Below are 20,880 nucleotides of genomic sequence, written 5' to 3'. Positions count from 1 at the left end.
CGGAAACTCGCTCGTCGCGACGCAGGTCGTGTCGAGAGTCGGTGCTGCCCTCGGAGCCCGCGTGCCCGTGCGGACGCTGTTCGAAGCTTCGACCGTCGAAAGCCTCGCTGCCCGTGCGGAATCCCACATCGGTGGTGGTCGAGTCGCGCTCGTTGCAGGCCCGCGTCCGGATCACATTCCGCTGTCGCTCGCTCAGCAGAGGATGTGGTTCCTCAACCGCTTCGACACCGAGTCGGCTGTGAACAACCTCCCGGTGGCCATCCGGCTCTCGGGAAGCCTCGACGTGTCTGCGCTGCAGGCCGCCATCGCCGACGTGCTCGAGCGTCACGAAGCGCTGCGCACCGTCTATCCGGAGACCGATGGGGTCGCCTCGCAGGTGATTCTGCCGACGTCGTCGGCTGTTCCTGTGTTGGTGCCGGTCGCCGTTGCCGAGGACGACCTTCCGGGACGAATCGCGTCCGTGGTCTCGACAGGGTTCGACGTGACGCGTGAAGTGCCGCTTCACGCCGAGCTGTTCGCCGTCACCGAGACCGAGCACGTGCTCGTGTTCGTCGCGCACCACATCAGCGCCGACGGCTGGTCGATGGGCCCGCTGACGCGCGATGTCATGATCGCGTACGCAGCACGGACTGTCGGCGAGGAGCCGGGTTGGTCCCCGCTCGCAGTCCAATACGCGGATTTCACGCTGTGGCAGCGTGAGGCACTCGGAAACGAATCCGACCCCCGGTCGCTGATCTCGACGCAGGCAGATTTCTGGAAGTCGACGCTCGCAGGTCTGCCGGAGGAACTCGTTCTGCCGTTCGACCGGCCGCGCCCGGCCGTGCAGTCCTTCCTCGGTGGTACGAGCAGTTTCCGCATCGAACCGGAACTGCACCGAGACCTCGTCGAATTGGCTCGCCGTACCGGCACGACGCTGTTCATGGTCGTTCACTCGGCGCTTGCAGTTCTGTTGGCCCGCTTGTCCGGAACGTCGGACATTGCAATCGGCACGCCGATCGCCGGGCGTGGTGAAGCGGAACTCGACGACGTGATCGGCATGTTCGTCAACACGCTCGTCCTCCGGTCCGACGTCGAACCGAGTCGGTCGTTCGAGAACCTGCTCGAGACGACTCGCGAGGTCGACCTCAAGGCATTCGGTAATGCCGACGTGCCGTTCGAGCGGCTCGTGGAGATCCTGAACCCGGAACGTTCCACGGCGCGCCACCCGCTTTTCCAGGTCGCGTTGTCGTTCCAGAACCTGCCGCAGACCAGCTTCGAACTGCCGGGGCTCAAGGTCAGTGCGGTCGATTTCGACATCGACGTCGCCAAGTTCGATCTGTCGTTGCTGTTGTCCGAGCACACCGATCAATCGGGTGCGCAGACCGGAATCTCCGCTGAATTCACTTATGCGACAGCTCTGTTCGACCGCTCGACGGTCGAGGTGTTCGCTCGCCGGTTCGTTCGAATTCTCGAAGGTGTCGTCGCACGACCCGATCGTCCGGTCGGTGACCTCACCATTCTCGAGAACGACGAGTACCAGTGGCTGACTCACGTCCACGGCGACGAGGTGACTCACGGCGGTACTTTGCCGGAGATCTTCCAGCGCGGTGTCGACATCGATCCCGACGGTGTGGCGGTGCGCGCGGACGGCCGCTCCATCACCTATCGAGAACTCGACGAGACGTCCACGCGTGTCGCGCGTGCGTTGATCGAACGTGGTGCCGGACCTGATCGCATCGTTGCGCTCGCCTTTCCGCGCTCCTACGACATGGTCGCCGCGGTCTGGGCGGTGGCCAAGTCAGGAGCTGCGCACCTGCCGGTCGATCCCAACTACCCGTCCGGACGCATCGAGCACATGGTCGGCGACTCGGGCGCTCTGTTCGGCCTGACGTCGGGCGACCACGTCGAGGAACTGCCTTCGGCGATCGAGTGGCTCGTGACCGACGGCGCGGATTTCGCAGCGGCGGTCTCTCGGCAGTCCGACGCTCCGATCACCGACGCGGATCGCACGTCGCCGCTGTCCATCGATCACGCCGCGTACGTGATCTACACGTCCGGCTCGACGGGACTCCCCAAGGGCGTCGTCGTCACGCACAGTGGTCTGGGCGGCGTGCTCGACGCGGCGACCGACCTGTATCACCTGGACCGAACATCCAAGTTCCTGCACATCTGTTCGCCGAGCTTCGATCCGTCGGTTCTCGAATGGATGGCCGCGTTCTCCGAAGGCGCGACCCTCGTCGTCGTGCCGTCGACCATCATCGGCGGTGAGGACCTCGCCGAGTTGCTCGTCACCGAGCAGGTGACCCATACGATCATCACGCCCGCCGTGCTCGGAACAGTGGACGCGGCGGGGATCGACAGTCTCCGGGTCGTCTCCGTCGGCGGCGACGTCACCACTCCCGATCTCCTCGCTCGGTGGGCGCCGGGCCGCACGTACTTCAACGGGTACGGTCCGACCGAGACCACGATCATCTCCACGTTCGCCGAGCTTCGTCCGGGCATGCCCATTACCGTGGGCCGACCGATTCACGGTATGTCGGCGCTCGTTCTCGACGCGCGTCTTCACCCGGTTCCCGTCGGGGCCGCAGGTGAGCTCTATCTTGCGGGCGGCGCTCTCGCGCGGGGCTACCACGAGCGCGAGGATCTGACGTCGTCGCGCTTCGTCGCCAATCCGTACGGCGCTCCCGGTGCTCGGATGTACCGCACGGGCGACGTCGTCCGATGGACCTTCGGATCGGATGCCGTGATCGTCGACCCGAACGCGGTGACCATCGAATTCGTCGGGCGATCGGACTTCCAGATCAAGGTCCGCGGATTCCGTGTCGAACTCGGTGAGGTCGACGCAGCACTGACCGAACACGACAGTGTGTCCTTCGCGGCCACTCTCGGACGTGAGCTTCCCAGCGGTGCAACCGGTCTGGTTGCCTACGTGCTCCCGGCGCGAGGGGCGACAGTCGACGTCGAGGATCTCACCGAGTTCGTGGCGAAAACTCTTCCTGCGCACATGGTCCCGGCGTCGATCATCGTTCTCGACAGTGTTCCGTTGACCCCGGTGGGCAAGCTGGACCGTGCGGCGCTACCGGAACCGGTGTTCACCGAACAGGAATTCCGCGGTGCGACCGGAGAAATAGAGACGATCATCGCCGAAGTCTTCGCCGATGTTCTGAACATGGAGCGTGTGAGCGTCGACGAGTCGTTCTTCGCTCTCGGCGGCGACAGCATCGTGTCTATTCAACTGGTCTCTCGGGCGCGTGCACGGGGTATCTCCTTCACCCCTCGGGACGTGTTCGAGCGCAAGTCCGTTGCCGCGCTTGCCGAGGTCGCCACCGTGGTGAGCGAGACCACGGACGTCCCGGTGGTGGAAGAGCTGCCCGGCGGCGGACTGGGTCCGCTCGCACTGACGCCGATCATGAAATCCATCCTCGAAGGTCCGGGTGGATTCGCCAGGTTCGCGCAGTCGGTGGCGGTCACGCTGCCCACCGGCATCGACCACGGGCTGCTGAGCAGGACCATCGGCGCGGTCGTCGATCACCACGACGTGCTTCGGTCCGTCGTCGAGCGTGCCGAAGGCGGCGAGTGGACCTTCTACGTCCGTGATCACGGCACCGTCGACGTCGACGATCTGCTGGTTCGCGTCGAGCTCGACTCCGGGCTCGACGACGCAGCGGTCCGCGTGCGTGCCGAGTCCGCGCTCGACGAGGCCAAGGACCGCCTCGATCCCGAGCGTGGTCGGATGTTGGAGGTCGTCTGGTTCGACTTCGTCGGTGACGGGCCTGCGCGGGCCGGCATCCTCCTCCTGGTCGCACACCACTTCGTGGTCGACGGCGTGTCGTGGCGAATCCTGCTGCCCGACCTCGCCGTGGCATGGGGGCAGGGAGCGGCCGAGCAGCCGATCACTCTTCCTGCCGTCGGTACGTCGATGCGTCGGTGGGCCCACGGTTTGGTCGATGCCGCTCACGACAGCGAGCGCGAAGCTGAAATTGGCTGGTGGACAAGCGTTCTGGCAGGTGCTGATCCGCGGATCGGTTCTCGCGCGTTCGACGCGCGAATCGACACGCTGTCGTCGACCGACCGTGTCGACATCGAACTGTCCGCGGCGGTCACAGACGCCGTGCTCACCCGAGTACCGAGCGCGTTCAACGGTGGCGTCAACGACGGACTTCTGGCCACCCTGGCGTTGGCTCTCGGCGAATGGCGATCCCGAACCGGCGCTGTGACCTCCGAAAGCCTGGTCAAGCTCGAGGGCCACGGTCGCGAGGAGGACATCGTTCCGGGTGCGGACCTCTCTCGAACCGTCGGATGGTTCACCAGTGCGTTCCCGGTCCGACTCGATTTGAACGGGATCGACGTCGACGACGCTCTGTCCGGTGGCACAGCGGTCGGCGATGCGGTCAAGGCCGTGAAGGAACAACTCCTCGCTGTGCCGGACAAGGGAATGGGCTACGGTCTGCTCCGCTACTTGAACGGTGAGACCGCCAAGGTTCTGCAGTCCAGCGCGAACACTCCGCAGGTCAGCTTCAACTACCTGGGACGCGTGTCCACCGAGGGCATTTCGGCGGAACTGACCGGCGGTGCTTGGCTCCCGTCCGCGGTGCTGGCAGACGTCGGCGCACCGGGTGACCCGGACATGCCGGCCAATGCCGCGGTGGACATCAACTCTGCCGTCGTCGACACCGTCGACGGACCACGTCTGACAGCAAGTTTCACGTTCGCGACAGGGATGCTCACACGCACCCAGGTCACCGAATTGGTCGAGCTGTGGGATCGTGCGCTGACCGCGCTGACCGAACATGTGGCAGGAGACAACGCAGGGGGACTGACTCCGTCGGATGTTCCTCTGGTGTCCGTGTCGCAGGCCGACATCGATCGTTGGGAAGCGTCGTATCCCGCGGCGGCAGATATCTGGTCGCTCGCACCGCTGCAGTCGGGCTTGCTGTTCCATGCACTGATCGCCCAGTCGACCGACGCCCAGGCTGGGTCGGTCGACGTCTACACGATGCGGGTCGTACTGCGGCTGAGCGGAAACGTCGAGCGCGAACGTCTACACGGCGCCGCACAGGCACTGCTCGACCGATACGAGAACTTGCGAACGGCATTCGTCCAGAACGTCGACGGTACGTCGGTCCAGTTGGTGCTGGACCGAGTCGACGTGCCGTGGAAGGACGTCGATCTGACGTCGCTGCCGGAATCGGAGCGCGAGGCGGCCTTCGACGAGCTTCGAGCAGCCGACAAGATCGAACCGTTCGACCTGACGTCGGCTCCGCTCATGCGGTTCACGTTCGTCACCGTGTCGGCCACCGACGTACGGTTCCTCGTCTCCAGTCACCACCTTCTTCTCGACGGTTGGTCGACGCCGCTGCTGATGCGAGATCTTCTGGCTCTGTACGCGCTTGAAGGTGACGTGTCGTTGCTGCCTCGTGTGCGGTCCTACCGGTCGTTCCTCGGCTGGGTCGCGGAGCAGGACGCACGCGTGTCGATCGACAAGTGGATCGAGGCCTTGGCGGGTGTCGAGGAACCGACGATGCTCACGTCGGCCGAGCGCGCAGGACAGGCGTCCACCGATATCGGTGAGGTGATTCTGGATCTCAGCCCGGCGTTGTCGTCGGCGCTTCACTCGGTCGGAGCGCAGCTCGGTGTCACGCTGAACACGATGGTCCAGGCAGCGTGGGGTCTGCTCCTCGGCCGGTCCGTCGGAAGCAACGACGTGCTGTTCGGCGCCACGGTGTCCGGACGCCCGGCGGGCCTGGCGGGCGTCGAATCCATGGTTGGTCTGTTCATCAACACCCTCCCCGTCCGTGTTCGGTTCGACGGCCACGAATCCGTCGAATCCGTACTGGTGCGTCTGCAGGGTGAACAAGCCGATCTGCTCGATCATCATTATTTGGGGCTCAACGAGATTCAGCGAGCCGCGAATCTGGGAGCGTTGTTCGACACCCTGACGGTCTTCGAGTCGTACCCCGTCGACGAAGCGGGTCTCGCCGAACAAGCGAAGAACATCGACGGTATGTCGGTGTCCGGGGTGGAGCTGGAGGACGCGACCCATTACCCGCTCACGCTGCTCATCGCGGTGGACTCGCAGGTGCATCTGAAGCTGAAGTATCTGACCGATGTTCTGGACGGCGCGGCCGTGGCCACCATGATGGGCCGGTTGGAACGCATTTTCGAGGCTTTCGCCGCGGATCGAACGGCCGCTATCGGCGATGTCGACCTGTCCGACCCGAGCGAACGCGCACTGATCGCGGCGGCGAACGACACCGCTCACGCTGTCGACGAGTCGGCGACGCTCGTTTCGATGTTCGACGCCCAGGTGGCGAGGACGCCCGATGCGGTGGCGCTGACGTTCGAGGACGAATCGCTCACGTACGCCGAGTTCCATCGCCGGGTCAATCGACTCGCCCGCGCCCTCGTCGAACGTGGTGTCGGCGCGGAATCGCTTGTCGCGGTTGCCTTCAAGCGGTCGCTCGATCTGATGGTCGGCATCTACGCCGTTCTGGAAACGGGTGCGGGCTACGTGCCGGTCGATCCGGATCAGCCGGCCGATCGTGTCGAGTACATCCTGGACACTTCCGGGGCGGCCACGGTCCTGACCACGTCGCGGGAGGGTTTCCGCGCGGACGACGCGGTGGTGCTCGAGATCGATCGTCTGGGGCTCGGCGAGTACTCGGATGCGCTGCTCACCGACGCGGATCGCATCGGTGTTCTTCGTCCGTCGAATGCCGCGTACGTGCTGTTCACCTCGGGCTCGACGGGTCGGCCGAAGGGCGTGACGATCACTCACGCCGCCATCGTCAACCGCCTCGTCTGGATGCAGGAACAGTACGGCCTCCGGGGCGACGACGTGGTGGTGCAGAAGACACCGGTGACGTTCGACGTGTCGGTGTGGGAACTGTTCTGGCCGCTGCAGATCGGCGCGCGTCTGGTGATCGCGAAGCCGGACGGGCATCGTGACCCGGTCTATCTGGCGGAGCTGATGCGCGGCGAGCAGGTGTCGGTCGCACACTTCGTGCCGTCGATGCTTGCCGTCTTCGCAGCGGAACCGTCGGCGAACGGGGCCGACGCGCTGCGCTGGATCTTCGCGTCCGGTGAGGCGCTGCCGCCGGCCACTGCGCGGGCGATCGGGTCGGTTCTGCCGGCCGCTCGGTTGGTCAACCTGTACGGCCCCACCGAGGCGGCCGTCGACGTGACCTACCACGAATTCGTCGGTACGGACGTCGCCTCGGTGCCCATCGGACGTCCGGTGTACAACACCCGCGTCCATGTGCTCGACGATCGTCTGCGCCGGGTCCCGCTCGGGATGGTGGGCGAGCTCTACCTGGCCGGTGTGCAGCTCGCTCGTGGATACCATTCGCGTCCGGACCTGACGGCCGACCGGTTCGTCGCCGATCCGGCAGACGGGCAGGGTGGCCGCCTCTACCGCACCGGCGACCTGGTTCGCTGGACGTCGAACGGCGAGCTCGAATACATCGGGCGCTCGGACTTCCAGGTCAAGCTTCGTGGCCTGCGTATCGAGCTGGGAGAAATCGAGTCCGCCCTTCTGAGTGCCGATTCGGTGGCTCAGGCCGTCGTACTGGTCGTGCGCGATCAGCTTGTCGCCTACGTAGTGCCCACAGCAGGCGCGTCGGTGGACGTCGACGCGGTACTCGCGTCGGCGGCGACCACGCTGCCTGAGTACATGGTTCCGGTGTCGGTTCTCGTTCTCGACGAACTGCCGGTCGGACCGTCGGGCAAGCTCGACCGTAGAGCGCTGCCGGAGCACACGTTCGAGAGTTCGGCCGAGTTCCGCGGTGCCGAAACCGATGTCGAGCGAGTACTCAGCGAAGTCTTCGCGGACGTCCTCGGTCTCGACACCGTCGGCGTCGACGACTCGTTCTTCGCGCTCGGCGGTGACAGCATCGTGTCGATCCAGCTCGTTGCACGCTCTCGAGCCAGGGGTGTCGTGATCACCCCGCGTGACGTGTTCGAGCAGAAGACCGTCGCCGGTCTCGCGTCGGTGGCCGCCGCTGCCGAGAACCTCGTCGACGAAGTCGTTCTCGGTGAGCTCGACGGCGGCGGAATCGGCTGGGCACCACTGCTTCCGTTCGCTCGTTCGATGACCGATCGGGGTGGATCGTTCGATCGGTTCGTGCAGTCGGTGACCCTCGAGTTGCCCGTCGGTATAGACCGTCAGGGAATCGTGGCGACCATCCTCGCCGTGGTGGACCGACACGACGGACTCCGAGCGCGCCTGGTGAACGGGTCTCAGGGGTGGGGTCTCGAGACTTCCGCACCTGGTTCGGTCTCGGTCGATCGACTCGTCGACCGCATCGACATGGGCGCCGAGCTCGATATCGACGAGGTTCTTGCTCGTACCGCAGCGGCCGTAGACGATTCCATGTCGCACCTCGATCCGTTCGCAGGTGACATGCTCCGTTTCGTGTGGGTCGATTTCGGTTCGTCGAGGAGCGGCCGTCTCGTCGTCGTGGCACACCACCTCGTCGTGGACGGCGTGTCCTGGCGAATCCTGGTGCCGGACTTCGTCTCCGCCTGGGCGCAGACAGCGGCGGGTGCAGTCCCCGCTCTGCCCGAGGTCGGCACGTCGGAGCGTCGCTGGGCGCACGCCCTCGCGGACGACGCGCGTTCGCCTCGCCGTCTCGCGGAGATGGACCTGTGGCGGAGCGTCGCGGAAACTCCGGACCCGGTCCTCGGTACGCGCCCGTTCGACCCCGCCCGTGACGTGACGTCGACGGTGGAACGTTGCGCGATCGAGTTGTCGCCGAGCGTGACTCGCGCCCTGCTGACTACCGTGCCCGATGCCTTCCACGGTGGAGTGTCGGACGGTCTGCTGGCCGGTCTTGCTCTTGCCGTGCAAGAGTTCCGTGCGCGTCGCGGAGTCGATGCGCCTGCGACGTTGGTTCAACTCGAAGGGCATGGCCGCGAAGAAGAACTGATTCCAGGTGCCGATCTCTCGCGCACCGTCGGATGGTTCACGAGCATGTACCCGGTCCGTCTCGATCTCACCGGAGTCGACATCTCCGACGCGCTCGGCGGTGGCTCCTCCATCGGTGCCGCGGTCAAGCTGATCAAGGAGCAACTGCTCGGCATTCCGGACAAGGGCATGGGATACGGGTTGTTGCGGCACCTCAACGAGGACACCGCGAACGAGCTCGGCTCGCTGTCGACCGGTCAGATCAGTTTCAACTACCTCGGTCGTGGTAGCACCGGTGAGGTTCCGGAAGGAATCGAAGGGTGGTTGCCCGCAACCGATTTCGACGATCTGGCTATCATCGGTGACGCCGACATGGCGGCGAACAAGACCGTCGACATCAATGCGATCGTCCGCGGAGCCGGCGACGATTCGGCGCTCGCCGCGACGTTCGCATTCCCCATCGGTGCCATCGATGCAGACGACGTTCGGGAACTGGCCGACCTCTGGGTGGGCGCGCTGACCGCTCTGGCCGCTCACGTCGCGGACGGTACCGCCGGCGGTCTGACACCGTCGGACGTCCCGCTGGTCCGTATCGGTCAGCGCGACATCGACGTCGTCGAACAGCGCTACCCGTCGACGCGTGACATCTGGTCGCTTGCACCGCTGCAATCGGGTCTGTTGTTCCACGCATTGCTCGCGGAGTCGTCCGTCGACGTGTACACGATGCAGATGGTTCTGCGCCTGACCGGCGACGTCGATGCCGGTCGTCTTCGTACCGCCGCGGCGTCGCTCGTCGACCGGTACGACAACCTGCGTTCCGCGTTCGTGACGGTCGCCGACGGCTCCACCGTTCAGGTGGTTCAGGACGACGTCGAACTTCCGTGGTTCGAGCACGACTTGTCCGGACTCCCGTCGGGCGATCGTGAGCGTGCGTACGAGGAGCTGCGTACGGGGGAGCAGGAAGCTCGATTCGACACCGCCACGGCACCTCTCGTGCGCTTCACCCTGGTGAAGATCGCCGAGGACGACAGTCGGCTGCTGTTCGCGAACCACCACGTCCTGCTCGACGGATGGTCCATGCCGTTGCTGATGCGGGACCTGTTGGTTCTGTACGCCGCACACGGAGACGCGTCCGGTCTGCCGCGTGTGTCGTCCTACCGAACGTTCCTGTCCTGGATCGCACGTCAGGATCGAGCACGGTCGGAAGGTGTGTGGGCCCGAGCGTTCGAGGACGCTCCGGAGCCGACGATTCTCGCTCCCGGTGCCGCGGGACGTGAGATCACGTCGCGGTCGGGTGCTGTGGAGACAGTCCTGTCGGCAGAGTTGTCCTCGTCGCTGACGCACTTGGGCGCGCGCCTCGGAGTCACCGTGAACACGCTGGTTCAGGCCGCGTGGGGAATCCTGCTGTCGGCATCGACCGGCCGGGACGACGTCGTGTTCGGTGCGACGGTATCCGGTAGGCCTGCAGGACTTCCCGGTGTCGAGTCGATGGTCGGTCTGTTCATCAACACACTCCCGATCCGTGTTCGCCTGAACGCAGCCGAGTCCGTCGAGTCGGCGCTCACGAGGCTCCAGGCCGAGCAGGCCGATCTGCTCGATCACCACTACCTCGGGCTTACGGACATCCAGCGCGCAGCCGGTGTCGGTGCCCTCTTCGACACACTGACCGTGTTCGAGTCCTACCCCGTCGACGAGGAAGGCCTCGCGGCCCAGGCGTCGAACATCGACGGCATGGCCGTGTCCGGTGTGGAGTCGAACGACAGCACGCACTACCCGCTGACGTTGCTCATCGTCGCGAACGACCGAATTCGGTTGACACTGAAGTACTTCGAGGACCTGTTCGACGAAGGTCACGTGGCAGCACTGATCGGTCGGATGGAGCGAATTCTCACCGCGGTGGCAGCCGATCCGAGTGTCAGGGTCGGCGACCTCGACCTACTCGGCGACGACGAACGTCATGCCCTGGTCGTCGATCGCAACGAGACCGATCATGCCGTCGACGAGGCGCTGCTGCTGGACGCCTTCTTCTCCCGCGCAGAATCGACTCCCGACGCACCTGCGTTGACGTTCGAGGGCGACACCATCAGCTACCGCGAGTTCGCCGAACGCGTTCACCGGTTGGCGCGCTACCTGGTGGGCCGCGGTGTCGGGCCGGAGATCGCGGTGGCAGTCGGCATGCGCCGGTCGATCGATCTGATGGTCGGCATCTACGCCGTCGTGGAGGCAGGCGGAGCGTACGTTCCACTCGACCCGGAACAGCCCGTCGATCGTCTCGAGTACATCGTGGACGTGGCGAACGCGGTGCTCGTGCTCTCGACCGAGCGCGACGCGGTGGATCTGGGTGCAGGCTCACCCCCGGTGGTGCACATCGACACGCTGCCGCTGTCCGAGTACCCGGCGCTCGCACTCGGGCCGTCGGACCGTACGGTCGGGCCGGACAACAGTGCATACGTGCTGTTCACCTCGGGTTCGACGGGGCGGCCCAAGGGCGTCACGATCACTCATCGCGCCATCGTCAACCGGCTCGAGTGGATGCAGGCCGAGTACGGCCTGCACGACGCCGACACCGTCGTACAGAAGACACCGGTGACGTTCGACGTGTCGGTGTGGGAGCTGTTCTGGCCCATGCGTGTCGGGGCGAGAACCGTCGTCGCTCGGCCGGACGGTCACCGCGATCCCGCATATCTCGCGCAGCTGTTCGCGCAGGAGTCGGTCTCGGTGGCGCACTTCGTGCCGTCGATGCTCGGCGTGTTCTCGGCAGAACCAGGTGCCGCCGACGCTCGCGACCTTCGGTGGGTGTTCGCGTCCGGTGAGGCATTGCCGGAGTCGACTGCAGCACGGATCGTGTCGCTGCTTCCGTCGGCGCGGCTGGTCAACCTCTACGGGCCGACCGAAGCAGCCGTCGATGTGACGTATCACGAGTTCGTCGCTGCGGACACCCGCGGTGTCCCGATCGGTCGACCGGTGTGGAACACACAGGTGTACGTACTCGACAACGCTCTACGGCCGGCTCCCGACGGCTCCGAGGGAGAGCTGTATCTCGGTGGCGTTCAACTGGCACGCGGCTACAGCTCACGACCTGATCTGACCGCGGACCGATTCGTCGCGAACCCCTTCGGACTCGGGCGGCTGTACCGCACGGGTGATGTCGTGCGGTGGAACACAGCCGGCGAACTCGAGTACGTCGGCCGCTCCGATTTCCAGGTCAAGCTGCGCGGACAACGAATCGAGCTCGGTGAGATCGAGGCCGCCCTCGTCGCGGACCCTGCGGTCGCGCAGGCTGTAGTGGCCGTGCGCGGCGATCGTTTGGTGGCATGGGTGGTTCCATCGACGGCACGCACGACAGTCGCGGACATCTCGTCGGAAGCCGAGACTCGACTGCCTGCGTTCATGGTTCCGTCGGCTGTCGTGCTCCTGGACGGTCTCCCGCTGACGAGCTCCGGCAAGCTGGATCGCAAGGCTCTTCCCGATCCGGAGGTGTCTGCCGCGGACTTCCGTGCACCGACGACTCCGATCGAACAGGCCGTTGCGACGGTGTTCTCCGACGTGCTCGGCGTGCAGTCCGTCGGTCTGGACGACGACTTCTTCTCCCTGGGCGGCAACTCCCTGGTGGCAACGCAGGTCGTCGCCAGGCTCGGCGCAGCCTTGGATACGACGGTCCCGATCCGGGTTCTCTTCGACGCCACCACGGTCGGCGCTCTCGCACGTGCAGTGGAAGCACACGTCGGGTCCGAGGGAACGGGCTCGCAGCGCCGTGTCGCACTGGCTGCCCAGGACCGCCCGGAACGGATTCCGCTGTCGCTCGCTCAGCAGCGAATGTGGTTCCTGAATCGTTTCGACTCTGCCTCCGCGGTGAACAACATCCCCGTCGCGATACGACTGACCGGCGAGTTGGATACCGAGGCGCTGCGCGACGCGGTGACCGACGTCCTCACCCGCCACGAGACGATGCGGACGGTCTACCCCGAGGTCGACGGTGTCGGGCATCAGGTGATCCTCGAGCCGTCCCAGGTCTCCTTCGACATGGCGCCGCACGCTGTGTCCGAATCGGAGGTAGTGGACGAGGTCGTGTCGATCGTCTCGGTCGGGTTCGACGTCACTCGAGACGTCCCCGTGCGAACTCGGTTGCTGGAAGTGAGCCCCGAGTCGCACGTTCTGGTGTTCGTCGTGCATCACATCGCTGCCGACGGGTTCTCGATGGGCCCTCTGACGCGCGACGTGATGACGGCCTACGCGGCACGCACGGCCGGTGATCGACCTCAGTGGCAACCGCTGGACGTGCAGTACGCGGATTACACGCTGTGGCAACGCAGTGTTCTGGGCAGCGAGGACGACGCGTCGTCGCTCGTGTCGGCGCAGATCGACTACTGGACGTCGCAGCTGTCCGGGTTGCCGGATCAGATCGACCTACCGTTCGATCACGCTCGACCCGACGTGGCGAGTTACCGCGGGCGAACCGCGCAGTTCTCCGTCTCGCCGACTCTGCATCGCAGTCTCGAAGAGCTTGCGCGGGCGCACGATTCGACCGTGTTCATGGTGGTGCATGCTGCGTTGGCCGTGCTGATGGCGCGGTTGTCCGCGTCCGAGGACGTGGCGATCGGTACGCCTGTCGCGGGACGTGGTGATGCGCGCTTGGACGACCTGATCGGCATGTTCGTGAACACGCTGGTTCTGCGCACCGAGGTGTCGCCTGCAGTTGCGTTCGACGAGGTGTTGGCGCAGGTACGTGAAGTCGATCTGCAGGCGTTCGGAAACGCCGACGTTCCGTTCGAGCGACTGGTGGAGATCCTCGACCCGCAGCGGTCGCAGGCTCGTCATCCGCTCGTGCAGGTGGTGCTCGCATTCCAGAACCTCGGTCGTACGGCCCTGGAACTGCCGAAGCTGTCCGCGGAGGCGTTGCAGTTCGATGCGGAGATCGCGAAATTCGATCTGCAGTTCACCTTCGAGGAGGTGACCGGCGGCGGTTACACCTGTTACGTCTCGTACTCGACCGATCTGTTCGACGAGTCGACGGTCGTGTCGATGGGGGAGCAGTTCCTCGCGGTTCTCGGTGGTGTCGTGACCGATTCGTCTCGGGCGGTCGGTGACATCGAGATCGTCGATTCGCTGACGCGTGATCGTGTTCTCACTCAGTGGAGTTCGTCGGGTTCGGACGTGTCCGTGAGCGAGGCGACGCTGATCGATCGGTTCGAGGCAGCTGCGTCCGCTAATCCGGGTGGTGTTGCCGTCCGTTTCGGCGACGAGTCGGTGACGTACGCGGAACTCGACGGCCGGGCCGATCGTGTCGCGCGAGCACTGATCGAGGCCGGAGCACGTCCGGACGCGCTCGTTGCGGTGGCGCTCCCGCGGTCGGTCGAGCTGATCGTGGGCTTGTTGGCCGTGCTGAAGGCCGGCTCAGGCTACCTGCCGATCGACCCGTCGTACCCGTCCGAGCGGATCGCGTTCATGGTCGACGATGCGACTCCGGTTGCGGTCCTCACCGATTCGGCCGTGCTGGAGGGCGAGTCGATGGCGCATGTGCGCGCCGGTTCCCTGCCGGTGGTGGACTTGACTCGACTCGACGGCGAGGGGCACACCCATGACCGCGGCGACAGTGCGGGCACGGTGTCCGACGCCGATCGACGCGCTCCGCTGCGCCCCGAGCACTTGGCGTACGTCATCTACACGTCGGGTTCGACCGGTCGTCCCAAGGGTGTGCTGATTCCGCACCGTACGGTCGTCCGACTTCTCGACAACACGGACGCGTCGTACGGTTTCGGGCCGGACGACGTGTGGACGATGTTCCACTCCTACGCGTTCGACTTCTCGGTGTGGGAGCTGTGGGGTCCGTTGGCTTTCGGCGGCACGTTGGTGATGGTGGACTACTTCACCTCGCGGTCACCGGAGGCGTTCCGCGAGCTTCTCGCCGCGGAACGTGTCACGGTGTTGAATCAGACGCCGTCGGCGTTCTACCAACTTGCCGAACTCGATCGGGTGCAGGCTGCGGACGCAGGTGAGCTGTCTCTTCGGTACGTGATCTTCGGTGGTGAGGCTCTCGAGCCTCGTCGTCTCGCTGGATGGTTCGATCGCCACGGCGACGGCAGCACTGCGGGGCCGCGACTGGTGAACATGTACGGCATCACCGAGACGACGGTCCACGTGTCGTACCGCCCGTTGACTGCGGAGTCGATCGGCTCGGCGTCGGTGATCGGTGCACCCATCACGGGCTTGGGTGTCTATGTGCTCGACACTCGGTTGAACCCGGTGCCCGTGGGAGTGGCGGGCGAGCTGTACGTCTCCGGTGGGCAGCTGGCTCGTGGCTACCTCGGACGTGCGGAGCTGTCCTCGGTGCGGTTCGTGGCCAATCCGTTCGGCGAGGGGCGGCTCTACCGCACAGGCGACGTTGCGCGGTGGACGCAGCGTGAGGACGGCAGCGGCGAGCTGGTGTACCTCGGCCGTGCGGACGATCAGGTCAAGGTGCGTGGATTCCGCATCGAGCTCGGTGAGATCGAGGCCGCGGTGTCTGCTCAGAACGGGGTTACTGCGGCTGCGGTCGTGGTGCGTGAGGACTCTCCGGGCGCGGTGCGTCTCGTTGCCTACGTGGTGGGCTCTGTGGACCTCGACGCGGTGCGAGCGGGAACGGCGACGTCCGTTCCCGAGTACATGGTTCCCTCCGCCTTCGTGCAGATGGACGAGATTCCGTTGACCGTCAACGGCAAGCTCGATCGGCGTGCTCTGCCGGAGCCCGCGGTGGTGGCCACGGCGTTCCGCGCGCCGTCGACACCGATCGAGGAAATCGTCGCGGGAGTGTTCGCGGACGTGCTCGGTGTCGCGCGCGTGGGTATCGACGACGACTTCTTCTCGCTCGGCGGAAACTCCCTGATCGCAACGCAGGTGGTGTCTCGGCTCGGTAGTGCCTTGGACGCGACGGTTCCGGTGCGGCTGTTGTTCGAAGCCTCGTCTGTCGGCGACCTGGCTGCACGCGTCGAGTCCGCCGTCGGAGGTGGGCGCACCGAACTGGTCGCCCGCGAACGGCCGGCGAACGTGCCGTTGTCCTTGGCGCAGCAGCGTATGTGGTTCCTCAACCGCTTCGACAGTGCGTCGACGGCGTACAACATCCCGATGGCACTTCGCCTGTCGGGCCGCCTCGACGAGGACGCGTTCTCCGCGGCCATCGGTGACCTCGTGGCACGCCACGAGACGCTCCGGACGGTCTACCCGGAAACGGACGGTGGTGCCGTACAGCGGGTGCTCTCGTCCGAGCGTGCCGGTATCTCGTTGCACATCGAGGATGCCGATCCGGCGTCGGTGACGGAGAAGGTGATGGCGCTGGCCGCCACCCGATTCGACGTCACGACCGAGGTTCCGGTACGCGTCACCCTGTTCCGAGTCGGTGCCGACGAGTACGTCGTGGCGATGGTCGTTCACCACATCTCCGCCGACGGTTCGTCGATGGTTCCGATGACGACCGACCTGATGACCGCGTACGCGGCGAGGACTACGGGCACCGAACCGCAGTGGACCCCACTGCCGGTCCAGTACGCCGATTACGCACTGTGGCAACGCGAGGTTCTCGGTCGAGAAGACGATCCGACGTCGGTCGGCGCGCAACAGTTGGACTACTGGAAGACTGCACTCGCAGACCTGCCGGACCAGCTGACCCTGCCGATCGACAAGCCGCGTCCTGCGGACCAGAGTTTCCGGGGCGGCCGCGTCGAATTCACGGTTCCGGCCGGCACGCACGCCGCGTTGCAGGAGCTCGCTCGCGCACACAATGCGACCGTGTTCATGGCCGTGCACGCGGCGTTCTCGGTACTCCTCGCGCGTTTGTCGGGCATGACCGACATCGCCGTCGGCACACCTATCGCAGGACGCGGAGAAGCGGCGCTGGACAATCTCGTCGGCATGTTCGTCAACACTCTGGTGTTCCGACTCGATGTGGACGGCGGCCGGGACTTCGTGGACCTGCTGGCGCAGGCACGCGAGACGGATCTACGGGCGTTCGCCAACGCGGATGTTCCGTTCGAACGCCTCGTGGAGGTCCTCAACCCCACGCGGTCGACGGCACGGCACCCGCTGTTCCAGGTCGGTTTCTCGTTCCAGAACGTGGCGCAGACGGCCCTCGAGCTCGGTGATCTGACGGTGTCGGCGGTGGATGCGGACTCGGGTAACTCGCAGTTCGATCTGCACCTGATCCTGGCGGACAAGTACGACGACTCGGGTGCGCCTGCGGGCTTCGAGGCGCTGATGACCTACGCGACCGATCTCTTCGAGCCAGAGACGGTCGACGCCGTCGTCGCACGCTTCGTTCGCGTCCTGGACGAGGTCGTGGCGCGGCCGGACGTTCCGGTCGGAGACATCGACATCACCTCGCCCGGCGAACGCGTCGAGCTGGTGTCGACATGGAACGACACCGCTCGGGACATCGGGGCGGACCGAACTCTCGTCGATCTGTACGACGAGCAGGTACGGCGCACCCCGGACGCGACCGCGATCGTGTTCGACGGTGTCTCGATCACCTACGCCGAGTTCGACGCTCGCGTCGAGCGCGTCGCGCGGTCGCTCGTCGAGCGCGGCGTCGGACCCGAAAGCCTGGTAGGACTAGCCATTCGACGGTCCACCGATCTCGTGGTCGCGATGTACGCGATCGTCAAGGCCGGGGGTGCGTACGTTCCTCTCGATCCAGATCAGCCGATCGAACGGACCGAGTACATCCTGTCCGTGGCGGCACCGGTCTGCGTGATCACCACGGCACGCGAGAACGTCGACATCGACGGCTCCGTCGATCTGGCGGATCTCGAGAAGGACGCGGATGCAGGCCGGACGACGGACGCGCGCGCGCTTCGCAGTGACAACCGCGCGCTTCGCAGTGACAACCGCGCGCTTCGCGCTGACAACACGGCGTACGTGATCTTCACCTCCGGGTCGACCGGTAAGCCGAAGGGCGTCGCGGTTTCTCACGGCGCCATCGTCAACCAGTTGGTGTGGAAGCACGCGGAATTCGGGATGAACTCGTCGGATTCGGTGCTGCTCAAGACCGTCGCGACGTTCGATCTCTCGGTGTGGGAGTTCTGGTCCGCTCTCACCGTCGGTGCATCCGTGGTGATCGCCTCGGCCGACGGTCACCGTGATCCGGACTACCTGCTGGGTCTGCTTCGTGACTCCGAGGTGACGACACTGCACGTGGTGCCGTCGATGTTGTCGATGCTGACCACGGTGTCCGACGGTGCACTGCCACCGACGCTGCGGCGAGTCCTGGCGATCGGTGAAGCACTGCCCGCGGCTACCGCGTCGGCGCTGAAGAAGGCGAGTTCCGCGGAGCTGTACAACCTGTACGGGCCCACCGAGGCGGCGGTGTCGATCACCTCGCACCGCGTCGTCGACGGTGACACCACGACGGTTCCGATCGGAAAACCGGAGTGGAACAGTCGGGTTCACGTTCTCGATGCGCGTCTGCAGCCCGTTCCCGTCGGCGTCAGCGGTGAGCTCTACCTGGCGGGATCTCAGCTGGCGCGTGGCTACCACGGTCGGGTCGATCTGACAGCCGATCGATTCGTCGCGAATCCGTATGCGAGCTCGGAACGTATGTACCGAACGGGCGACATCGTGCGGTGGACGCGCTCGGGTGAGCTGGAGTACATCGAGCGTGCGGACTTCCAGGTCAAGGTTCGCGGATACCGCATCGAACTCGGTGAAATCGAATCTGCCTTGCGCGGAATGGATTCCGTTCGCGACACCGCCGTGACCGTCTACAACGACGGACGCACCGGTGACCAGCTGGTGGCGTACGTCGTGCCGAACCTCGCCGGGGGCGAAGACGGCACAGATGCCGAGACGATTCGGATGGAGCTGACCCGAACCCTCCCGTCGTACATGGTTCCGTCGGTGTACGTGATGCTGGATGCGTTGCCGCTGAACGCCAACGGCAAGCTCGATCGCGCAGCACTGCCGGAGCCGGAGACGACCGTCGGGGAGTTCAGGGCCCCGACCAATCCCATCGAGGAAGTCGTCGCACGAACGCTGTCCGACGTGCTCGGTCTCGGTCGTGTCGGGTTGGACGACGACTTCTTCGCACTGGGCGGAAACTCCCTGATCGCGACGCAGGTGGTGTCCAGACTGGGCGCAGCCCTCGATACCCGCATTCCGGTGCGGACGATCTTCGAAGCGTCGTCGGTGGAGGCGCTCGCCGCACGGGTTCAGCCACTCGTCGGTGGCGGGGCGCGGGTTCCGCTCGCTCCGCGCACCCGGCCGGACGCGGTTCCGCTGTCGCTTGCGCAGCAACGCATGTGGACCATCAATCAGGTGGACACCTCGTCGGCTGCGTACAACATCCCGGCAGCCATACGGTTCACCGGTGCGCTGAACACGGCAGCGTTCGCAGCCGCCATGGCCGATGTGATCGAACGTCACGAAGTGCTCCGGACGCGGTACCCGGACAGTGAGGACGGACCGATCCAGCTGATCGGTTCGGTGTCGGACGCTCTGCCGGATCTGACGCCGATCCCCGTCACGGAGAGCGACGTCTTCGGCCGCGTCGGCGCGATCCTCGGTGAAGGCTTCGACGTGACGAGCGAGGTGCCGGTTCGTGCGGCTCTGTTCGCCCTGTCCGACACCGATCACGTGTTCGCGCTCGTTGCGCATCACATCACGGCAGACGGGTTCTCGATGCGCCCGCTCATCCGCGACGTGATGCTGGCGTACACCTCTCGTGCCGCGGGGGATGCTCCGCAGTGGGCACCGTTGCCGGTGCAGTACGCGGACTTCAGCCTGTGGCAGCGCGAGGTGCTCGGTAGTGAGGACGACCCGGACAGTGCACTCGGCGGCCAGCTCGCGTTCTGGACTCGTGAGTTGGCGGGGCTTCCGGACCTGTTGCCCTTGCCGACCGATCATCCGCGACCGGCACGGCAGTCGACGATCGGTGAGGCGTACGAGTTCACCCTCGGTGCCGATATCGCAGGACGTATCGAGAAGACAGCTCGCGAGCACAACGCGACCGTCTTCATGGTTGTCCACAGTGCATTGGCTGTGCTGCTGTCCAGGCTCAGCGGTACCGACGACATCGCTGTCGGAACGCCGACGGCGGGCCGAGGCGAGGAAGCCCTCGACGATCTGGTCGGCATGTTCGTCAACACCTTGGTGTTGCGTTCGTCCGTGCAGGGCGGGTCGACGTTCTCCGAGTTGTTGGCGGACACGCGTGACCGCGACCTGGCGGCCTTCGGCAACGCCGACGTGCCGTTCGAGCGGCTCGTCGAGCAGATGGGTAGAACGCGATCCAGTGCGTATTCCCCGCTGTTCCAGGTGATGCTGACGTTCCAGAACGCTGTCAGCGGCACGTTCGAGCTGCCAGGGCTCGAGGTGTCGACCCTGGCTGCAGACGAGGATCAGGCCAAGTTCGACCTGCAGTTGACCGCAATCGAGCAGTTCGACGAGTTCGGTGCGCTCACCGACATTCGGGCGCTCCTGAACTACGCGACCTCGATCTTCACGAGATCGACCGTCGAGAAGATCGCGGACAGGTTCAGGCGCATCCTCGACACGGTCACCCAGGATCCGTCCGTGACGCTTCGATCGATCGACATCCTGACGGAGTCGGAGCGTGCGGCGCTGACACCGAAACGGGCCCCGCGGACAGTGGACGACCTTCCGTCGCTGGTGTCGGAGGCTGCGTCGGCGAGCCCCGCGGCGACGGTTCTGACGCACGAGGGGCGTGAGATCTCGTTCGAGGAGTTGTCGGACAAGCTCGCGTCGGTGTCCAAGGCTATGGGTGCCACCCTCAAGCCCGAGGCGTTGGTCACCGTTGCACTGTCGCAGTTGGTGCCTGGAATCCTCCCTGCGCTCGGTGCTCAGGGGTACGCGCAAGCGGTAGCGACGATGATCTCCGCGGCCGAGGACGTGGTCGACAGCTGACCCACGACGACAGCTGACGTCCTCGCCGAGGAATTCCTCGGCGGGAGAGGGGGACGTCGGCTGCTGTCGTGGGAGTAGGGATAATCGACCGGGTATTCGACGCGTGTCGT

1 protein-coding gene (running past one end of the window) is annotated in these 20,880 nt (G+C 65.5%); it reads left to right on the top strand.

The features are described from left to right. Positions 1–20,770, top strand: the 3' portion of a protein-coding gene (locus CH293_RS01770) for a non-ribosomal peptide synthetase (RefSeq protein ID WP_094719168.1). The gene continues 9,329 nt to the left of window position 1, outside the view; the window shows 20,770 of its 30,099 coding nt (coding positions 9,330–30,099); its start codon lies beyond the left edge, outside the window; its stop codon occupies positions 20,768–20,770. Positions 20,771–20,880: the final 110 nt, after the last annotated feature.

Origin of the sequence: Rhodococcus sp. 14-2470-1b, from assembly GCF_002259415.1 — a bacterium.
Taxonomy (GTDB): domain Bacteria; phylum Actinomycetota; class Actinomycetes; order Mycobacteriales; family Mycobacteriaceae; genus Rhodococcoides.
This window is presented reverse-complemented; position numbering and strand designations above follow the sequence as displayed.